The 20,827-nt window shown below is 43.6% G+C and carries 16 protein-coding genes; 7 read left to right on the forward strand and 9 right to left on the reverse strand.

Annotation, left to right across the window (positions count from 1 at the left end):
* Positions 1 to 18: 18 nt before the first annotated feature.
* Entirely contained in the window at positions 19 to 522 is a 504-nt protein-coding gene (locus BP27_RS0103995) for a L,D-transpeptidase (protein WP_027850450.1), read from the reverse strand.
* A 3-nt stretch (positions 523 to 525) separates the two neighbouring features.
* Positions 526 to 1,176 carry a TetR/AcrR family transcriptional regulator gene (locus tag BP27_RS0104000; protein WP_027850451.1) on the reverse strand — a complete coding sequence of 217 codons (651 nt, stop codon included), beginning with the start codon at positions 1,174 to 1,176 and terminating at the stop codon, positions 526 to 528.
* A gap of 164 nt (positions 1,177 to 1,340) precedes the next feature.
* Between BP27_RS0104000 and acnA the strand changes: the two genes are divergently transcribed.
* Together acnA and BP27_RS0104010 are read left to right on the forward strand one after the other, a co-directional pair.
* A complete protein-coding gene (gene acnA / locus BP27_RS0104005; RefSeq protein WP_027850452.1) occupies positions 1,341 to 4,001 on the forward strand; it encodes an aconitate hydratase AcnA in 2,661 nt (886 codons plus the stop codon).
* Between the two features lie 129 nt (positions 4,002 to 4,130).
* On the forward strand, positions 4,131 to 5,051 hold the full coding sequence (locus tag BP27_RS0104010) for a 1,4-dihydroxy-2-naphthoate polyprenyltransferase (RefSeq protein WP_027850453.1): 921 nt from the start codon (positions 4,131 to 4,133) through the stop codon (positions 5,049 to 5,051).
* Positions 5,052 to 5,083: 32 nt separating this feature from the next.
* Here BP27_RS0104010 and BP27_RS0104015 read toward each other — a convergent pair whose 3' ends face one another.
* The 4 genes from BP27_RS0104015 to BP27_RS15145 all read right to left on the reverse strand — a co-directional run bounded on the left by BP27_RS0104015 (position 5,084) and on the right by BP27_RS15145 (position 9,470).
* Positions 5,084 to 5,509, reverse strand: a complete 426-nt coding sequence (locus BP27_RS0104015) for a DUF2335 domain-containing protein (protein WP_027850454.1) — start codon at positions 5,507 to 5,509, stop codon at positions 5,084 to 5,086.
* On the reverse strand, positions 5,487 to 5,684 hold the full coding sequence (locus BP27_RS0104020; RefSeq protein WP_027850455.1) for a hypothetical protein: 198 nt from the start codon (positions 5,682 to 5,684) through the stop codon (positions 5,487 to 5,489). The genes BP27_RS0104015 and BP27_RS0104020 overlap by 23 nt, the downstream gene beginning before the upstream one ends.
* Positions 5,685 to 5,772: 88 nt before the next feature.
* Entirely contained in the window at positions 5,773 to 7,044 is a 1,272-nt protein-coding gene (gene serS, locus BP27_RS0104025) for a serine--tRNA ligase (protein WP_027850456.1), read from the reverse strand.
* Complete coding sequence (locus BP27_RS15145) at positions 7,041 to 9,470, reverse strand: Lon protease family protein (protein WP_051610272.1); 2,430 nt, start codon at positions 9,468 to 9,470, stop codon at positions 7,041 to 7,043. The genes serS and BP27_RS15145 overlap by 4 nt, the downstream gene beginning before the upstream one ends.
* Positions 9,471 to 9,612: 142 nt before the next feature.
* Here BP27_RS15145 and BP27_RS0104035 point away from each other — a divergent pair, with 142 nt between their 5' ends.
* The 4 genes from BP27_RS0104035 to BP27_RS0104050 all read left to right on the forward strand — a co-directional run bounded on the left by BP27_RS0104035 (position 9,613) and on the right by BP27_RS0104050 (position 12,776).
* Positions 9,613 to 10,446 carry a substrate-binding domain-containing protein gene (locus BP27_RS0104035; protein ID WP_027850457.1) on the forward strand — a complete coding sequence of 278 codons (834 nt, stop codon included), beginning with the start codon at positions 9,613 to 9,615 and terminating at the stop codon, positions 10,444 to 10,446.
* 262 nt (positions 10,447 to 10,708) lie between these two features.
* A complete protein-coding gene (locus tag BP27_RS15150; RefSeq protein ID WP_051610275.1) occupies positions 10,709 to 11,344 on the forward strand; it encodes a type IV toxin-antitoxin system AbiEi family antitoxin domain-containing protein in 636 nt (211 codons plus the stop codon).
* Positions 11,341 to 12,183, forward strand: coding sequence for a nucleotidyl transferase AbiEii/AbiGii toxin family protein (locus tag BP27_RS0104045; RefSeq protein ID WP_036239346.1), 843 nt, complete (start codon positions 11,341 to 11,343; stop codon positions 12,181 to 12,183). The genes BP27_RS15150 and BP27_RS0104045 overlap by 4 nt, the downstream gene beginning before the upstream one ends.
* 302 nt (positions 12,184 to 12,485) lie before the next feature.
* Entirely contained in the window at positions 12,486 to 12,776 is a 291-nt protein-coding gene (locus BP27_RS0104050) for a GIY-YIG nuclease family protein (RefSeq protein WP_027850459.1), read from the forward strand.
* Between the two features lie 244 nt (positions 12,777 to 13,020).
* Here the strand turns inward: BP27_RS0104050 and BP27_RS0104055 are convergent, their stop codons facing one another.
* The 3 genes from BP27_RS0104055 to BP27_RS0104065 all read right to left on the reverse strand — a co-directional run bounded on the left by BP27_RS0104055 (position 13,021) and on the right by BP27_RS0104065 (position 18,700).
* On the reverse strand, positions 13,021 to 15,963 hold the full coding sequence (locus BP27_RS0104055) for an insulinase family protein (RefSeq protein ID WP_027850460.1): 2,943 nt from the start codon (positions 15,961 to 15,963) through the stop codon (positions 13,021 to 13,023).
* Positions 15,964 to 16,088: 125 nt separating this feature from the next.
* Positions 16,089 to 17,306, reverse strand: coding sequence for an O-antigen ligase family protein (locus BP27_RS0104060; RefSeq protein ID WP_027850461.1), 1,218 nt, complete (start codon positions 17,304 to 17,306; stop codon positions 16,089 to 16,091).
* On the reverse strand, positions 17,303 to 18,700 hold the full coding sequence (locus BP27_RS0104065) for an MBL fold metallo-hydrolase RNA specificity domain-containing protein (protein ID WP_027850462.1): 1,398 nt from the start codon (positions 18,698 to 18,700) through the stop codon (positions 17,303 to 17,305). Before BP27_RS0104065 ends, BP27_RS0104060 begins: the two co-directional genes overlap by 4 nt.
* Positions 18,701 to 18,782: 82 nt before the next feature.
* Here BP27_RS0104065 and BP27_RS0104070 point away from each other — a divergent pair, with 82 nt between their 5' ends.
* The gene (locus BP27_RS0104070) at positions 18,783 to 20,825 is read left to right on the forward strand and encodes an LTA synthase family protein (protein ID WP_027850463.1); all 2,043 of its coding nucleotides are present in this window, start codon (positions 18,783 to 18,785) and stop codon (positions 20,823 to 20,825) included.
* Positions 20,826 to 20,827: the final 2 nt, after the last annotated feature.

Raw genomic sequence — 20,827 nt, forward strand, 5'->3', positions numbered from 1 at the left:
CCTCTATTTAACTAATAACTACTCAATCAAAACCTTGGTGCCCACCGGCACCAAGTCAAACACTTCTAACATAGCCTCAGGGTGTAAATTCACACAGCCAGCCGAGGCAGCCACACCTAACGGCTTAGTAGCTGGCACGCCATGCAAATAAATAAAGCGCCGTTGAGTGTCCACCTGGCCACCCCGATTAAAGCCCACCTCTTCACCACACAGCCATAAAATACGGCCTAAAATCCAATCCCTATTAGGAAACTGCTCGTTTAATTCAGGTGACCAAGTCTCACCGGTAGGACGACGACCTCGGAACACCGCCCTTGCATCTTCACCGGCACCTATTTTTGCTCTTACTCTATGCCAGCCACGCGGAGTACAACCACTGCCTTCTTGCTCGCCTAGCCCAGCTAAACCTGTCGCCACTGGCCAAGATTGAAGTATTTGATTCTTAGCAGATAACCAATGTAAAACCTGATTAGCAGTATCAACCCTTAACCACTCAGCACTAGGTAAACGATTAGTTAACATAACTTACTGCTTTACTAGCTCTGGCTGCTCAGGAACCGGTGCTTGCATCGCAGCAGTCACCACAGGTAATAAACGAGCAACCAAATCGGCAATACGGGTTTTTTCATCATAGTCACTTAAAGCAATATCGCGTAAGGCATCTAAAGAAGACATGGTAAAAACTACCGCCCCCAGCATAAAGTGAATACGCCAAAAGCGCTCGGCATCAGGTAAATCGGCGGAGCTTAACTTAAGTAAATTAGTAAAACGTAGAAAAGTTTGCCCGTAATGCTCTTGTAAATAACGTCGCATGTGACCCTGCGCTTGGGTATAAGCTAAACCGAGTAAACGCATAAAGACCGACAAGCTACCCTTAGTGGCTGGCACACTGATAGTACAACGCGCTAAAACTTCTAAGAGTTCTTCGAGCGACACCTCAGATTTTTTTTCTAAAATGGCCAACTCTTGATTAAACTCCTCACAAAACGGATCTAAATAGCGCGCAAAAACGGCTTGAATCAGCGCCTTTTTAGAACCAAAGTGATAGTTCACCGCAGCTAAATTCACCTTAGCGCGGCTAGTAATCGCCCTAAGTGAAGTTTCAGCAAACCCTTTTTCTGCAAAAAGTGCCTCAGCGGTATCAAGAATACGAACAACGGTGTCGGACTGTGCCATGCCTGCTCCAAGTTAAACAACTGTTTCAAACATTATCCGTTTACTGCTAGTCAAGATCAAGCCTTTAAGCCTTAATTTTGCTGGGGATTTAACTCCACTTATTACTTCTTTAAATTTCAGCTAGACTGAATACCTTACTCGCAAAGTGCACTAGGAGCAGAAAGATGAATTTAAACGCTAAAAGCTTCCTTAGTTTAGATGTTGGTCAGCAATCCTATGGCTACTTTAGCCTAGCCGAAGCTGCTAAGACCTATGGCAAACTAGACCACCTACCTATTTCAATAAAAATTCTTTTAGAAAACCTGTTACGTTTTGAAGATGGCAAAACCATCACTCCAGAAGATATCCAAAACATTGTTGATGGCAAGAAACAAGAAATTGCTTTTCGCCCAGCCAGAGTATTAATGCAAGATTTTACCGGCGTGCCCGGTGTAGTAGACCTAGCCGCCATGCGCGCAGCCGTGGCTGAACTTGGCGACAACCCAGAAAAAATTAACCCCCTCACCCCAGTCGACCTAGTGATAGACCACTCAGTGATGGTTGACGAATACGCTAGCGAAGCTGCCTTTCAGAAAAACGTTGATATAGAAATGCAGCGTAATGGCGAACGCTACACCTTCCTACGCTGGGGCCAACAAGCCTTCAACAACTTTAGTGTGGTGCCACCCGGTACAGGTATTTGTCACCAGGTTAACCTAGAATACCTGGCCCAAAGTGTCTGGAGCCAAGAAGTAGACGGTAAAACTGTTATTTACCCAGACACCCTAGTAGGTACCGACTCTCACACCACCATGATTAACGGTTTAGGTGTTTTAGGTTGGGGCGTGGGAGGTATCGAAGCCGAAGCCGCCATGCTAGGCCAGCCAATATCCATGCTGCTTCCCGATGTGGTTGGCTTTAAATTACTGGGCAGCCTACCCGAAGGCATTACCGCAACCGACCTAGTTTTAACCGTGACTCAAATGTTGCGCCAGCATGGCGTGGTAGGAAAGTTTGTTGAATTTTATGGCCCAGGTTTAGCTGAACTGCCTTTAGCCGACCGTGCCACCCTAGCCAATATGGCACCAGAATACGGTGCAACTTGTGGCTTCTTCCCAGTTGATCAGGTCACCCTAGACTACTTAAAACTAACGGGTCGCGACCCAGCGGTGATAGCTAGAGTCGAAAGCTACTGTAAAATTCAAGGGCTGTGGCACAACCCAGATGTCGAACCGAATTTCAGCAGCAGTTTACAGCTTGACCTAAGCAGTGTAGAACCCAGCCTAGCAGGGCCTAAGCGACCCCAAGACCGAGTGCCACTAAGCCAAGTTAAAAACACCTTCCAGCAACTACTCAGTGAACAAATTGCAGTCAGTGATGCCGACCAAGACCTACAAGCCGAAGGTGGTGCTCAGGCAGCGACGGGGTCAGAGCTAGAAGAAGGCGCAGTGGTCATTGCCGCAATAACCTCTTGCACCAACACTTCTAACCCCAGTGTTATGTTGGCCGCAGGACTCGTGGCTAAAAAGGCTGTCGAACTAGGTATCCAAGTTCAGCCTTGGGTCAAAACCTCTCTTGCCCCTGGTTCTAAAGTAGTTACCAACTACCTAGCTGCTGCCGGATTAGACACCTATTTAGATCAGCTAGGCTTCAACCTAGTAGGTTATGGCTGCACTACCTGCATAGGTAATTCAGGACCACTTGACCCCAAAATAGAAAAAGCCCTAGTAGAACAACAACTCACCGTTGCCTCAGTGCTTTCAGGAAACCGTAACTTTGAAGGGCGCATTCACCCATTGGTTAAAACCAACTGGCTCGCATCACCACCCCTAGTGGTCGCCTACGCACTAGCAGGCAACATTAGCCTAGATATCAGCCAAGAACCCCTAGGTTATAACCCAGAAGGTAAAGCGGTTTACTTAAAAGATGTTTGGCCTAGCAATGCTGAAATAGCCCAAGCCACCAGTCATGTGACTAGCCAAATGTTCCAAAAAGAATACGCTGCCGTATTTGATGGCGATGCCAGCTGGCAGAATATCCAAATACCTCAAGATAAAACCTACACCTGGCCAGAATCTAGCTATATTAAACACCCACCTTTCTTCACCGGTTTAACTCGTGAACCTGCGCCTATAAAAGATATAGACAACGCAGCCCTGTTAGCTATTTTGGGCGATTCAGTCACCACCGACCATATTTCACCAGCAGGTGGTATAAAACCTTCCAGCCCAGCAGGTCGTTACTTACAGGAATTAGGTATTGATATAGCCGACTTTAATAGCTATGGCTCAAGACGCGGTAACCATGAAGTGATGATGCGCGGCACCTTTGCTAACGTGCGTATCAAAAATGAAATGTTAGACGGTATAGAAGGAGGCGAAACCCGTCATTACCCTTCAGGCGAGCAATTAGCCATTTACGATGCTGCTATGCGCTACCTAGAAGAAGACCGCCCTCTGGTTGTTGTAGCAGGTAAAGAATACGGCACCGGCTCCTCACGCGACTGGGCCGCTAAAGGCACCTTACTGCTGGGTGTAAGAGCGGTGATTGCTGAATCTTACGAGCGTATTCACCGTTCCAACCTAATGGGCATGGGTGTTTTACCGCTAGAGTTTGTTGAAGGTCAAAACCGTCAAACCCTTAAACTAGATGGTACAGAAAGCTTTAGTATCAGCGGACTTAACCAGTTAGAAGCCGGGCAGCTAATTAGCCTAACCCTCACTCGTAACAATGGCACAGTAGAAACCCTAAACGCTCGCTGCCGAATTGATACCAGCAACGAACTCGACTACTACCGCCACGGTGGCATCCTTCACTACGTACTACGCAAACTTATCAACCAATAAAATAAACCCTAAGTCACGGATTAAACCCCGTGGCTTAGTATTAAGCTTACCCAAAACCTTTAGCCACGGATAACACGGAACAAAACCAGTGGCTGATGTATAATACTTTTCTTACCTAAAGGACTTGGCATGAAAAACTCTCTACTTATCTGGCTCAGTGCTAGCCGCCCCAAAACCCTACCCCTAGCGTTAGTTTCTATCTTAACTGGTAGTGCTTTAGCTTTTGCTGGTGGTCAGTTTTCTTGGCCTGTCGCTTGTTTATCGCTAGTTACTGCCACGCTACTTCAAATACTTTCTAACCTAGCCAATGACTATGGCGACGCAGTCAAAGGTACCGACAATGCACAACGCCTTGGCCCTATACGTGCCTTACAATCAGGCGCGGTTAACCTTGCCGCCATGCGCAATGCTATTATTATCAATCTGGTACTTACCCTGCTGGCTGGCTTAGCACTTATTTTTTATGCCCTAGATTCATTAGAAAACATCTTAGTTTTTATGCTATTAGGTGTGTTAGCCATTGCCGCCGCTATTGCCTATACCGTTGGCAAGCGTCCTTATGGCTATGTTGGCCTAGGTGATTTATCAGTTTTTATCTTCTTTGGTTTACTCGGGGTGCTAGGCAGCTGTTTTCTACAAACTGGCAAGCTAGATTTCAGCCTGATACTACCCAGTATTGGCTGCGGCCTCATGGCTGTTGCAGTGTTGAATGTGAATAATATGCGGGATATAGAAAATGATGCAGAATGTGGAAAGTACACCCTTGCGGTACGCCTAGGGCAAAGAAAAGCCAAAAAATACCACTTTGCATTATTAGCCGGTGCAATTTTAGCTTTTACCAGCTACCTAGTTAGCCAAGACAAGCCACTCTGGATAAGCCTACCTTTTTTGCTAAGTTTAGTGGTGGTTATTCAACACGGAAGAGCCATTTGGAAAACCTCTAAACCTGCTCAAATAGCGCCTATGCTACCGGTCATAGTTAAATGCTCGCTAATCACTAACCTGCTTTTTGTGGGTGTTGTTATCGCTCAAACGTTAAGTATGGTTTAACCGGTAATTTATAAGCTGTAAATCATAGTTAATTAGTTAGTCTTATTCGATCGACGTACAGACCAAATAATACCTGCTAATGCTGTTATAACAGCAGTGGCTAAATAGTAAGCACCTTCTGAAATTGCATAAACAGCAACTCCCAAAAACAAAAACACAACGAGTAGTGCTACTAAAACACCTAGCCTATAGTCAGTATGTTCTTGTTTTTCTTGCCTATCACGAGAAGTTATCTCTAGCTCGCGAACTTCGACCGCTTTAGACTTTAGCTTAACTTCAGCACGCATTGAGTCCTCTGCCATACTAACTAACCTTTCGGCTAGCCCAGGCACTATTTCATCGTACTTTTTTAAAATATCAGGGTGGGGTACAGGACCAGAAAACTGTTCAACCCTATGTTGAACAGTTGATTCTTTCTGTTTATTTCTAGAAGGATTACGAGTTCGTTTTGTTGGCATCGCATAAGGCTCTTTCAAATGCTCTGTGCATCAAAGACTCTGCTTTTACAACTTCAGAAAACTCCCCATCGAATACCTTAGTTTTATTTTCTGCAGTATTTGTTGAGCGTTTTGGAGCAGGTTTAAAGGGATCAAACACACTTAAAAAACCAGTTTTGAAAGCACTGTAGCTCATTTCAAACTCCTGTATAACCTATCGAAACCCTAGTCAGAGTCTACAACACCAGCAGCAAGATGCAAAATTAAACCTTTACACCTTAACCTTAAACGTAGTCCACGCCACCCATATAGCCTTTAAGCACTTCAGGTACTTTTATCCGCCCATCTTCTTGCTGGTAGTTTTCCATCACTGCCACTAAGCAGCGCCCTACTGCCAAGCCTGAACCATTTAATGTGTGTAAAAGCTCTGGCTTATTGGTTTCTGGGTTTCTAAAACGCGCTTGCATTCGGCGGGCTTGGAAATCTTCACAGTTAGACACTGAAGAAATTTCTCGGTAGGTATTTTGGCTAGGCACCCACACTTCTAGGTCATAGGTTTTAGTCGCACCAAAGCCCATATCGCCCGTACAAAGCGTTAATACACGGTAGGGAAGTTCTAATTTTTGTAAAATGGTTTCTGCATGGCTAACCATTTCTTCTAAAGCAGCGTAAGAAGTGTCTGGGTGAACCAGTTGTACCATTTCTACTTTTTCAAACTGATGCTGGCGAATCATACCGCGGGTATCTTTACCATAAGCACCTGCTTCGGAACGAAAACATGCACTTAACGCAGTGAGTTTTACTGGCAGCTGTTCAGCAGGAAGAATACCGTCACGGGCTATATTGGTGAGCGGCACTTCAGCCGTTGGAATTAAATAGTAGTCATGGTCAACATTTAGCTTAAACAAATCTTCAGAAAACTTAGGTAGCTGGCCTGTGCCATATAGGCTATCAGCATTCACAATGAGCGGCACATTGCACTCTTCGTAACCATGTTCATCCACTTGGGTGTTCAACATAAACTGCGCCAGCGCCCGGTGTAAACGCGCAATACCGCCGCGCATTAGGTTGAATCTGGCACCGGTTAGCTTGGCTGCGGTTTCAAAATCTAATAAACCGCTCTGCTCGCCTAAATCCACATGGTCTTTAACTTCAAAATTAAAGCTAGGCTGCTCACCCCAACGACGCACTTCTAAATTGTCGTCTTCATCTTTACCCTCTGGCACAGAAGCATGCGGCAGGTTAGGCAGGTTAGCGATTAAATCTTGGTAGCGAGTTTGCACTTGGCTTAATTCAGCCTTGGCAGCATCTAGCTTGTCACCTAGGTTAGCCACTTCATCTAATAAAGGCTGAATGTCTTCACCCGCAGCCTTAGCTTTACCAATGTTTTTAGAGCGGGCGTTACGCTCGGCTTGTAGGGTTTCGGTTTGTACTTGCAGGGTTTTACGCTGCTCTTCCAAGGCAATAAAAGCAGCTTTATCTAGTTCAAAACCACGCTTGGCTAAGCTTGCTGCTACTGCATCCAATTCTGTTCGTAATAATTTTGCATCAATCATTTCTTTACTGGCTCACTTTTAGTGTCTTTTTCTTTAATATCTTTTTCTTTAGCATCTTTCGAATCTTCTTCGTCATCATCATTGTCTTTTTCACGCAAACGATCCAAGCGATCCGATATTTTTTCATAAACCTTTTTAGCGGGCAAACCTAGCAATAACTGTACGGCTTCTTCTACTTGACTCACCGCCCAAATATGAAACTGCTTTTGTTTAACCGCTTCCAATACTTCTTCACGCAGCATTAGCTGCATTACATTCTGTTGGGGAATAATCACTCCCTGCTCACCCGTTAAACCGCGTGCTTGGCAAACTTCAAAAAAGCCTTCAATTTTTTCATTCACTCCACCAATGGGCTGCACTTCACCCAGCTGATTAATTGAACCCGTCACTGCAAGGCTTTGTTTAACCGGTACTTCCGCCATAGCTGACAACAAACACACCAGCTCACCTAAAGAGGCAGAATCACCATCAACACCTGCATAAGACTGCTCAAAAACCAAGCTAGCATCTAAGGGTAGGCTATCTTCGGCACCAAACAAGCCACATAAAAAGCCAGTAAGAATCATCACCCCTTTAGAGTGCATAGAACCACCTAAATGTACACTCCGCTCTATGTCTAATACTTCACCATTGCCATAGTGTACCCGAGCGGTAATGCGCGAGGGCTGACCGTGGTAAAAATCGTGCCCACCCACCACCGTTAAACCATTCACCTGGCCTATACGTTCACCAGCACTGCTGATCATAATGAAGTCTTCGGTAATCGACTCCAGCATTTGTTCTGGATAAAGACCCGCACGGCGACGACGCGCTTGCAAAGCCTTGCGCACATCGTCTACTTCAATGCAGGGTTTTAATTCACGCGTGGCAAGGTAGTCGGCTTCACGCAATAAATGGCTAAGCTCAGCTGCATTGAGTGAAATTTTGCCCTGATGCTCTGCCATACGAGACGCTTCTTCAATCATGCGCATCACCCCTTGCTTGCTCACTGGCAAAAGGCTTTCCGTATTCACCATGCTAGAAATAAGCCGAGAATATAAACGTTGGTTAGGCACTGTACGCGGCATTTCAGTTTCAAACTCTGCCACCACTTTAAACAATTCCATAAACTCAGGGTCTTGTTCTTGCAAGGCATTTAAAATATCGTAATCACCCAACAAAGCCACGGTACAAGTAAGTGGAATAGGCTCAGGTTCTAGCGAAACACTGCCCGAAACTGACAACTGCCTTTCTAGCGTATCAATTCGCAAGCTGCCCGTGCGTAGCGCTAGCTTTAAACCATCCCAAGCGTAGGGTTGGCTTAAAATGCGTTCAGCATTTAAAAGTAAAAAGCCACCATTAGCACGATGCAAAGCACCCGGGCGAATTAATGAAAAATCCGTAGCTACCGTTCCCTGATAGGTTACATTTTCAATATGCCCCACTATATTGTTATGGGTCGGCAAGGCTTCTTCTATAACCGGCGCGTGATCACTTTTTGAATGGCTAATCACTAGGTTCACCTGATAACGGGTGGGAATACGCTTATCGGGCGAAACACTGGCAATGGCATCTTCATCTTCTTCATCTAGGTCTAAAAAGATGGCAAGATTATCAATTAAATCTTTATGTAAGGCTTTTAAGTAGGCTTCTATACGTGGGTATTCAGCGTATTGAGTCAGTAAGTTTTCTAACCCCTCACCCAAAGCATCGTTAGTCACCTCTTCGTTTAATGCTTGCTGCTCTAAACGGCTTTGCTTTTCTATTTGAGCTAACTGGCGCAACAACACTCGCAACTTTTTTTCCATCTGCTCAATGGCTTCACGAAACACCTTGCGCTGCTCATCGTTTAAGGCAGAAAACGCATCCGCCTCCATGGGCTGGCCTTCTTCATCAGCCGGCACAAACATATAACCACCTGGCGACTGCAACACCAACTTTAACTGCAAAGGCTCGGCTTCTAGGGCGAGTTTTTTTAAAGCATCTGATTGTTGTTCAGAATAATAGTCTTTAATTTTTTCAGCCCGCTCAAAAAAACCTTCGTTATCAAAAGCAGCTGGAATGGCTTGCTTTAAATCTAAAATAAAAGCTTGAAGATCGGCTTTAAAAACCTGACCCAAACCACAAGGCAAACGCACTGCCCAAGGTTTGCGTGGGTTTACAAAGTCATGCAAATACATCCAATCTGATGGCGCTTCCATCTTAGCTGCACGCTTTTCTAAAAAACGCCTCACCATGGTTCGCTTACCTAAACCATCGTGACCTACCGCAAAAATGCTATAACCTTTACGCTTCACTGCCGTAGCAAAACACAGGGCTTCTTCCGCACGTTCTTGACCAATAAAGCTATCTAAGGGTGGAATAGTCTGGGTGCTAGCAAAGCTAAAATCACTGGCGCGACAAGCTTTGTACAATTTACTGAGCGGTAGGGGCTTAGGAGTTCTCATTAGGGCTCTTGGTAATCCATTTTACATTTATCTATTAAAAGGCTGGAAGATTAACAGCCCTACAACAAAAGAGCGATAGGCAAAGCACATTTCAAACGGTAAGATTACAAGCCTTTATTAGAACAAACAAAAGTATAGATAGATGACGAACGGATTTAGAATTTTAAGCAGCCTTCTTATTGCTTTGCTCCTAGCCTTACCCGCTTGGGCAAACCCCATGCATTCTGAGTCTAAACTGCCCATGAGCCAGTTTAACTTCCAAGGCTATGTACCCGAAAGCAAAGAAAGCCGCAATAAAGATGAAGACCCCAACCTAATAAGAATTCACGTTGACCCAGACCTTTACTGGGTACTAAACAAAGTGATTGATAACTACCAGTTAGAGCATTCCAGTCCCTTTCGAATCCACCAGGGTAAAGGCGATGATCATTCTAACCTACTCGATGATGGCTACACCTTTGACTTAGTAATCAGTGCTGAAATGGACTATGTGCAAAGCCTATATAACAGCAAGGCAGCAACCCAAGCTCAAGTACTGGCTATAGGCCGCTTAGGGCTTTGGGCACCCAGAGAAACAGTACGCAGCACCAGTGTTATCACCCTTCAAACAGGCGCTATAGGCTTAATGCCAGAAGACAGTGTTTACCACCGCGCAGCCTTGGAAGTGTTAGAGCGCCATGAGCTAGATAAAAAAGTAAAAAAACGCTTAAAAACCATGACAGCCTCACAAGACCTTTATGCACAAATACAAGAAAATGAAATACCTATGGGCTTTTTACCTTGGAATCGTTTAGTGCAGGGTGGAGTAAGCCAGCGCAGAGAAGTGCTTAAGCTAAAAGCAGAGCATCATAGTGCGCTAGTGCATGGTATAGCGCTGACTAATGCAGGCAATGCTAGAGAAGAAGTAAAAGACTTCTGGCGGTATATTCATGGAGCTAAAGGAAAGGCTGTTTTTAAGGCAGCGGGGTTTGATTAGTTAGGTGGTATTTGTCACTGCGAGAAGACCGAGCCCTGCTGTCACTGCGAGGCCTTTAGGCCGCGGCAGTCTAGATTACTTCACTCCGTTCGCAATGACCGAACCTTTTGTCACTGCGAGGAGCAAAGCGACATGGCGGTCTAGATTACTTCACTACGTTCGTAATGACGGGAAATAGTTCGCAATGACAGTGTGGGTAGCCTGGTAATTTTTTGAGTGTATAATCGGATAGTTTCCGATTATATATTCAAGAGTAACACTTATGCTTGAGTTACGTTTGTCTTCTTTTGGTGGTGTGCCTTTTTCTCGTGGTGCGTTATTGCCTTTGTTGTCTGATTATGAACGCCCGAATGATAAAATTTCTGAGTGGTTGGCCGCTGGTACACTTATTTCTTTGAAGCGCGGCTTGTATGTTGTGGGTTCGCCTTGGCGTCAAGAAGCTTTGTGTTTGCCTTTAATTGCCAACCGTTTGTATGGGCCATCATGTGTTTCCTTAGAATATGCGCTGGCATGGCATGGATTAATTCCAGAGCGAGTCGTTGAGGTGACGTCAGTTTGCACTGGGCGTGGGCGTGAAGTGGAAAATGCCTTAGGTCGCTTTTCTTACTCTAAAATTCCGCAGGCACTTTTTCCGCTTGGTTTAACGATTGAAGCAGTCGGTAATCAACACTTTTGGCTGGCAAGTCCAACTAAGGCGGTGTGTGATACGGTTTTGTTAACGCGGCATTTAAAGGCCTTAGGTAAAGCATCCATGGAAGCATTTTTATTTGAAGATTTACGCATAGATGAAGAGCTTTTAGTTGATTTTGATGCAGCTGTGCTAGAGGGATATGCGTCTTCCGGTTATAAACCGCGACAGTTTAATGCTTTGCGTCAGGTGTTAGAGGGGTTGCTATGAGTGTTGTCGAGCAGATGCTGCAAAAATACCCTTTGACCGATGGCGATAATATGAATGATGCCTTACGAGAAGTAATGCAAGAGATTGCATTGGCAGGTTTAGTACGGGCAGGTTTTTTTGATAAAGCCGCTTTTTATGGTGGGACCTGTTTGCGTATTTTTTATGACTTACCGCGTTTTTCAGAAGACTTAGACTTTTCGCTGCTGGAATCTCAAGCAGATTTTTCGTTTGAGCCTTATTTTGATGCCTTAGTCGCTGAATTTAATGCATTAGGCTTTGAGGTAGAAATTTCGGCGCGTGAAAAGTCGGTTGAAACAGCGGTGGTATCGGCTTTTTTAAAGAAAAACACCAGTATTTATGATGTAAGAGTAGCTGGTCAGAAAGTGTTGAAAATCAAGTTTGAGGTCGACACTGAGCCACCACTGGGTTTTAACACTGAAGAAAAGCTGTTGCTGAATCCTTATTCTGTGTATGTGAAGTGTTTTAGTTTGCCTGATTTGTATGCCGGCAAAATGCACGCGTTACTGTTTAGGCAGTGGAAAAATCGAGTGAAGGGCCGTGATTGGTTTGATTTTGAATGGTATGTACGCCAGGGTGCTGAGTTGAATTTGACGCATTTAGAAATGCGAGCAAGACAAAGCGGGAATTTAGGTGATGAGCCTTTAACCTCAGCTTTGTTTAGCTCTTGGTTAACTCAGCGTATTGAGCAACTGGATGTAGAGTCGGCCAAGAGTGATGTAAGACGCTTTATTGCAGATACGCAGGTTTTAGATATCTGGTCGCGTGATTATTTTATGCAACTGGCCAAGCGTATTAGGTTTACAGATGATATTACTTAAAACCACACTTTCGTCACTGCGAGGAGCATCAATTTAACGTCACTGCGAGGAGCGCAGCGACGTGGCAGTCTCTAGATTGCTTCGCTACGCTCGCAATGACCGAACCTTTTGTCTCTCTGCGAGGAGCAAAGCGACGTGACAGTCTAGATTACTTCACTTCGTTCGTAATGACGTGGAAATAGTTCGCAATGACGGGAAAAGATGCACCATGATCCGTATTCGTCACTGCGAGGCCTTTAGGCCGTGGCAGTCCATGGATTGCTTCGCTACGCTCGCAATGACGGGGTAATGGGGTGTGAAATATGAAGTCTAGTTATGTTTACATTATGACGAATAAAAAGAACGGTACTCTTTATATTGGTGTAACCAGTAACTTAATTAAGCGTGTTTATGAGCATAAAAATGGGTTATGTGATGGCTTCACTAAGAAATACGCTCTTAAAACATTGGTTTACTATGAAATCAGCGAAGATATAACTAGCGCTATTTCTAGGGAGAAGCAGCTAAAGGCTGGAAATAGAAGAAGAAAAATTGAGCTTATTGAATCAATGAATATTAACTGGCTTGATTTGTATCCTGGCTTGTTGGGTTAGTACTAGTCACTGCGAGGAGTGAAACGACGTGGGGGTCTAGATTGCTTCGCTAAGCTCGGAATGACGGGAAAGGACGCACCATGATCCGTATTCGTCACTGCGAGGCCTTATGCAGTGGCAGTCTAGATTACTTCACTTCGTTCGTAATGACCGAACATTTTGTCACTGCGAGGAGCGCAGCGACGTGGCTGTCTCGATTGCTTCAAAGCGCCCTGAAAAAACTAACATCTGCCTAAGAATACAACTACACCTCTAACCTTTCATAGCTGGCATCTAAGCTTTCAGCTGTTTTGGCGTTGGTTACTACCGCTACACTGGCTAATTCAGGCTTTAAGTATTCAGCTGCCACACGCACTAGGTCTTCACCTTTTACGGCTAGAATACTGGCACGAAAAGCTTTGCGGCTTTCGGGTGTACGTCCAAAGAGGTTAGCAAAGTAGGTTTGCCTTGCATCACCCGCGGGTGAACCGGGTTTGTCGATGGAAGACACTACACCTAAAATCGCTTCTTCTAGCTTTTGCTGATCAACTGGGTTTTCTTGCAGCCAAGTTAAGGAAGCATAAAAATCAGCTAAAGTGCCTTCTACACGAGGATCACGGTAAGAGAAGAAGCGGAATACTGCATCGCCGTTATCCTGCCCAGCACCAGCGCCATAAGCACCGCCCTGTTCACGAATCGCACGGTGTAAAAAGCCATTACGCAAATAATCACCCAACACAGTTAAAGCGGCTGCATCAGCATGACCACCGGGAACCGTTGGGAAAGCCAAAGCACAGAAATTAACCTGCGTACTGGTTAGCCATAACTGCTTTACTGGCTCACGGGTTTTAGGCAAGTGCAAAGCTTGCCAAGTCGTTGCCACGGGTAAACTTGCCCAGTGGGTTTGTAAAGCATCTAACATAGCTTGCTGATGGTCAGCTTCTGCGACTAGCAAAAACTGCCTAGGTGCTTGTTTAATTTTATTATGCAAAGCCACTAAACGAGCCGATAAATCTTCTAGCACTGTGTTTGCAGCAGCCTTATCACCTTCTGCTTTAATCTGTTGCGCTAGTGCTTTAGCGGTTTGAATTGCCACTAAGCCCGAAGTTTGCTGGGTAAAATTAGCCACTGGGCTAAACTTTGCTGCAGCGGATTGCATGGCTAAGGCATGGCCTCGCCCAGTAATAGAATTAGCTAAACGTGAACTACGCTGGGCAACAATTTCTGCAATGCGGGGCAATTCATCAAAACGGGCTTTTTCTAGCGTTTCAGCCATTAAAGCTTGTAAAGCCTGTTGATTCACCGCCAAAGCTTTGCCCGATAACACCAAGTAGCCGCTAACCTGCTGCTCGTCTTCTTTAGCGCCACGCACCGTAAAGGAAGCACTTAAACCACCCGACACTTCACTTTGTAAAGCTTGGTTGGCTCGGTAATCCCGCTCGGCACAACCTAATTCAGTCATGCAGTGGGCAAATAAAGGCATTAACTGCTGTTCAGCTTCATTCAGTTGCGGCAAATCTAACACCGCCTGCAAATACACCAAACCATTAGTACCGGCAGTAAACCACTGGCCTTTTACACTGCCAGCAGCGACAGCTTCAGCGGTAGGCAGGTGCATTTCTAAAGGCACGTCTTGCAGGGTTACTTTAGGCAATAAACTATCGTCATCCACCTGCTGCTGACGGGCTTCTAAAGCTTTGGCCTGCTCAACAATTGCCTGCTTTTGTTCCGCCGTTAGTTCTGCTTTCATTGCCGCTAAACGTGCCGCTTCAGCCGCATCTTTTTTAGCGGTTAACTGGTTATCGGGGCGCAAAGTTACCCGAACACGGTGCGGGTTATCTAACAACCATTCACGAATTAAATTAGGAATAAAGTCCGCATCTTTAACGGCTTCACGCAGCTTTGCTAAGGCAGGGTCAATATTCAATACCGAAACTGGGTCGCCACGGTGAATTGCCGCTGACATACCGGCCAAAATTAACTGCAAACCAAACGGCATACCATCGCCAGTAATTTCACGCTGGCTTAATTCCAACTGATGCAACTGCGCCGCTACGCTGCGCGGGTCAACGCCTTCATCAGCCACCTTTTGCAAAGTATCTAAAATTAACTGCTCAACCGCTGCGGCATCTTCTGGCTCACTGCCTTCCAAACCACAGACAAAACTCATTTCACGGTTAGAATCTTCCAAACCACACAAGGGCGAAGGACCAGTACCCAAAGTGCTAGATTCCAAAGCCGCTAATAAAGGCGAACTGGAATTATCCAATAACACCCGTTCCAACAAATGTGCCTTCATTAAAGCATCAACATCAATCGAACGGGGTAATAACCAACCCAAAACATGGTGGGTTTGCTTAGATAAATCTTCTTGGTCTAGCGCATAAGCCTCTTCCACCCGCACCGGCGCAAAATAACGCTTTTCATCCGGCACCTTCAGCTCGATATCGCTGCGCTCAAAATTGCTTAACGCCTGCTGGTGAATTTTTTCTTGCAAAGCCGCCACATCTAAATCACCAAAAGTCATAAACACCGCATTACTGGGGTGGTAATGGCTGGCATAAAACTCACGCAACTGCTCATAGGTTAAATCAGGAATGGAAGCATGCTCACCACCGGAGTTATGGTGATAAGTGGTTTCAGGAAATAAATACTTGGTAAAAGTTTGCCACAAGCTAGCCACGGGTGAACTCATTGCACCCTTCATTTCATTAAACACCACACCCTTGTAAACCAAATCCGATTCAGGGTTATTTGGCTCAGCAAACTCAACTCGGTGGCCTTCTTGGGCAAAATCCATCGGGTCTAAACGCGAAAAAAACGCTGCGTCTAAATACACATCTAACAAGTTGTTAAAGTCTTTGTTATTCAAACTAGCAAAAGGGTAAGCCGTCCAATCACTGCTGGTAAAAGCATTCATAAAGGTATTTAACGAACGGCGCGTCATCATAAAAAAAGGATCACGCACCGGAAAACGCTCACTACCACACAAGGCCGTGTGCTCTAAAATATGCGCCACACCCGTAGAATCTTGCGGCATGGTACGAAAAGCCACCAAAAACACCTTCTCTTCTTGCTCAGCTGCCAAATGAAAATGCTTAGCACCGGTTTGAATATGCTCGTATTCCTGAACCTGCATATTTAAAGAAGCAACGGCTTCGCTGCGGATTAAACGGAAAGCTGAATTGAACTTGGGTGTAACAGACATAAAAAACCTCGTAGCAGCAAGCAATAGATACCTAAAAAAGCACACTAACATAAACGGGTTAGCTATGTTTTACCTCGGGTAGCCAAAGCCAAAGTATTAACTTATAAAAAAACAATTAAACAACTCTATTTTCTATTATTTTCGAGCGCTCGCATACTTCCCCATATAACTGCAAGCCAACACGAATAAACCATCACTCCACTATTGTGTGAAAAGAATGTTTGTGTTAAACCAAAATCCATAAATGCAACCGGCAAAAGAGCACCCATTGTCGCTAATGAACGTATTTCTATATTTGAATTAGTTAAGTGGCGTGCAAATAAACTAAAAGGAACTAAATACAAGGCCAGTAAAGAAACTAGACCCAACAAACCACGTTTACCATAATTATCTAAGTACTCATTATGAGTATGGTGGTCTGCAGCAAACTGTGGAAAATCTTTTTCATCTACCAATTCTTGCATTCTCTCTTTATAACCACCCCAACCCCAGCCAGAGATAGGTTTTTCAGAAATTAAATTTAAAGCTCCTTTCCACATATCTAAACGCAAGCCTACAGAAGTATGTTTATTGTCTCCTACTGTGTAATCTCTAATATTTTCTACAGCTTGACTTACACGTTCTTTAACTCCAGTTTGGGGTAGTAAATAAATAGCACTAATAAAAATAAAAACCATGCTTAATATTACAAATTTAATTTTAAATGTTAAATCCCTACCATAGGCTCGATATAAAATAAAAAACAAGAAAGGTAAACCTATCCAACCACCACGACTACCTGATAACAAAGAACCTAAAACACCTAGAAGAGCACCTAAAACTAACAAAGCCATCCAAGCTTTAGCTCTTGGTTGAATGCTCGCCCAACCAAGACCAGCCAAACAGAAAAAACCCAGCAATATACTGATATTACCGAATTGAATTGTATTAGTATAACCACCTGCCCTCTCTACATTTAAAAATAATTTTTGCCAAGCAGCCCACCCTCCAGTTAATATAGAGCCTAGAATTAAACCAGCAAATAAACTGGCTAATTTTGGTGGGTAAGCTATAACATACAGTATAACTGGCAAAGAAAATAAAAAACGACTTGGTCGATCTAATTCACGTATACTTGCACCATCCATTAAAAGCTGAGTGATCAGTATCAGGCTATAACTTGCAATTACAGCCATTATCAGTTTATCTTCTGCTTGCAAGTGAAAAGCTGGTTTTCGCCAAAGCAAAGTAAAACTAGCTAAAAGCAAAAGTGCAAAACCAATTGAATAACCACTAGGCACTACTAGTGCTACCGAGCCTAATAAAAACACTGCAAAACTTGAATAATATCGAGCTAAATTCACTTAGGTAGTATCACTTTTATAAGTTGTTGTTTATTAAAATATATCTCTTCAATTTTATTTTTTATTGCCAGCCTAGCTTCTTCCTGCCCATGCACCAAACGTATTTCTTTTGGCCAGTAGCGCATGCGCTTTATAAAATTCAATAAATCTTTTTGGTCTGCATGAGCGGAGTAGCCAGTAATGGTGTCGACCCCTGCTCTGATACTATAACGCTGACCATCTAAATCTACATAACCACCACTAGGGCCGTATTTTTGTATCTTGCGCCCTGGCGTTCCGGAAGCTTGATAACCCACAAAAAGCACTTGGTGGTGCTCATCACCTAACATGGCTTTTAGATAATTTACTATTCGGCCACCAGCACACATACCACTGGCAGCTATAACTACCGCTGCTCTGCCTGTTTTGGCTAGGTAAGCGACAGTTGCTTCATGTTCTTGGTGCGTATTAACCGTATATAAGTTCTCAAAATTCAGCGGGTGTCGCCCTGCCCTTAAGCGTCTTTGAGCTTCTTTATCCCAATAAGGTTTAAGCTGGCGATACACCTTAGTAAATTTGGCAGCCAAGGGTGAATCGACAATAATTTCTAAATCTTTCCACAAACCGCCAGCATTATGCACTAACCCTTCTAATTCATAAAGTAACTCTTGAGTGCGACCTATACTAAAAGCAGGAATTAATACCGACCCTTGGTTTTTTAAAGCTTTTTCTATCGCTACTTTTAACCGCTTGGCTCTATTTTGCCTATTACCATGCAACCTGTCGCCATAGGTGCTTTCTAGCACTAGGTAATCACATTTATAAGGTGATTTAGGTGCAGGCAACAAAGGTGACCAAGGCGCTCCTAAGTCGCCTGAGAAAACCACACGCTTTTTAGTATTTTCTTGCTTATAGTGCAAAGCCACTTCCACATAGCAAGAACCTAAAATATGCCCAGCTCGTTGCAGCTTCACTTTCATGTGCAGTTGGTTGCTATCTACTAGGGTGTGCCATTGTTTATAATCCAGCGGTACTAGCTGCTTTTGCACACGTGCTAAAAACTGCTCAATGACTTTAGAGTCTTTAGTGAAACCAATTTTCAAAGCATCTTCTATTACTAAAGGCAGTAAAAGAGCCGAAGGCTGGCTGCAAATAATTGGACCAGTAAAACCAGAAGCTAATAGGTAAGGTAAACGACCGATATGGTCAATATGCACATGAGTAACCACTAAGGCCTGAACTACAGATAAATCAAATTCAACCTGTAGTTGTTGGAAGCTATCAGTTGCAGCATCTTCACCTTGAAACAAGCCGCAGTCTACTAGTAAGCTGCTTTGGGCATTGGCAACCAACTGATGACAAGAACCCGTAACGCCTGAAGCACCGCCGTGATGAATAAAATCTGGAAAAGGCATAAGCTACCCCCTAAAATACTCAGCCCAAAACTGTTAAAATCTATTGAGCAATAAAGACCATCAAACAAAGGCAAAACCTAGGATGAAGCAAAACTTATCCCAACGCTGGATGCAATGGCTTGTATCAACTTGGCTAATATTCATTTTCACTCTTATAGGCTTAGGTGTATTTAGACTTTTGTACCTATATTTTTTAGGACCTAAATTAAATAGCTTACCAAGCAACGATCTTTTAACAGCTTTCAGTATTGGCTTAGCTTTTGATTTAAAAATTCTAGGCCCATTATCTGGTATTTTAATTTTACTAGCGCTACCTTTTTACAAATTATCAGCAGGGGCTTGGCGTTATTTTGAAAAAACCACAATAGCTTACCAAGCAGTTTTTGTAGTGTTACTTAACCTATTGGGCATTGTAAATTATTATTATTTTAGCTTTTACCAAAGCCCTATCAATGCGTTAATATTTGGCTTAAATGAAGACGATACAGGAGCAGTGTTGGCGACCCTTTGGTCCGACTTCCCTACAGTTAAGTTATTGTTTGCCTTAGTTTTTTTTAGTTTTTTACAAATCTATCTTGCTATAAAACTTGCTAAGCATTTAGCACCTAGTTTTAAGTTTAAAAAAGCTTTTTCTATTACACTAGCCAGTATTCTTGTGTTGGTTATAGCTACCAGCGGTGGTATCGGCTCTTCTAAACTTAGGTCCAGACACTTGAGTGTTTCCAACAACACCTTTATAAATCATTTAGTACCCAGTGGTGCTTACGCACTCTATTTAGCAAAGAAAGAACGTGAAAACTCCCAGTTAGGCAATAACCCCAATAGTCGATTAGTAAGCTTAGGTTTTACTAGCTGGCAAGAGGCAGCTGAACAGTGCTTTGCCGAGCCAATTACCAGTTTCAAGCAAAAGTTAACTTACAACCACCAAGTAGAAGAAAAACCACCCCATGTTGTTTTTGCAATTATGGAGGGCTGGGGTCGGCATTTAATGTTGTTTGATGAACCAAATAAAAACAACTTATTAGGCAAGCTTCGTCCTTGGGTAGAAGGTAAAGCTGACTATTTCCCCCAAGCTTTATCCGTTGAAAACGGCACATTTCAAAGCTTAGAAGGTATTTTACTAGACAGCCCTATTACCCCAATAACACAAAGTATTTATGGCTACCAAAGCTACGATACCTCTAGAGTTTTACCCTACAAAAAAGCAGGTTATAAAACAGTATTTTTAACCGCAGGGCCAGGTGCTTGGCGTCAACTAAATAAAACCCTCTACTTTCAAGGTTTTGATGAAGTATTAGACAGAGAGGTTATTATTAATGCTTACCCTCAAGCGACGACCCACACTTGGGGTGTAGATGATGAATGGATGTTTAAATACGCCTTAGACTATTTAAAAGCTGCCGAGCAACAAGGTGAAAAAGTCATGTTAGTAATGCTATCAGTTACTAATCATGCACCTTTTCGAATACCTAATCATTATATTCCTAAAGCTTTAGATGAAAAAATGCTAGGCAACGCTCTGGCTGTTGATTCTAAATTAGGTCGATCTATTTTGGAAACTTATCAGTATGCCAATAATTCTCTTGGAGATTTTTTGCAAAACTTAGAAAAACAAAATCTTTTATCGCATACACTGGTTGCAGCTTCAGGTGACCATCAAAGTCGCTCCATTATTACTTACCCTGACAATACTCAGTTGCCACTAAAGTTTGGTGTACCTTTACTTTTTTACATACCTAAAGACTATAAACTTAATAAAGAACCTATTAACCCTGAAATCTGGGCCAGCCATGCTGATATTTTTCCAACCTTATGGGAGCACTCCTTATCAGAAGTAGAAGTACCACTAACTTCTGATAAAAATATTTATACAAGAACGACTGAAAACTCTAGAGCTACCTCATTTATTAATACTGAAGGTGGGCAAGGCATAGTTATTAGTACTGCTGGTGCTGCTACCAACTTTACAGAACCAAGGTACTATCAATGGACAGATACTAGTCAACTAACTTTAACGCCTATTGCAAAGCCTACAGCTCAACTAGAAATCTTAGTAATGCAAGAAAAAGCTTGTTTAGTATTTAAAGATTGGCGTATTCGTAATCAAGCTTTAGAACAAAAGTAGCT

This window comes from Marinospirillum insulare DSM 21763 (assembly GCF_000686905.1).
GTDB lineage: Bacteria > Pseudomonadota > Gammaproteobacteria > Pseudomonadales > Halomonadaceae > Marinospirillum > Marinospirillum insulare.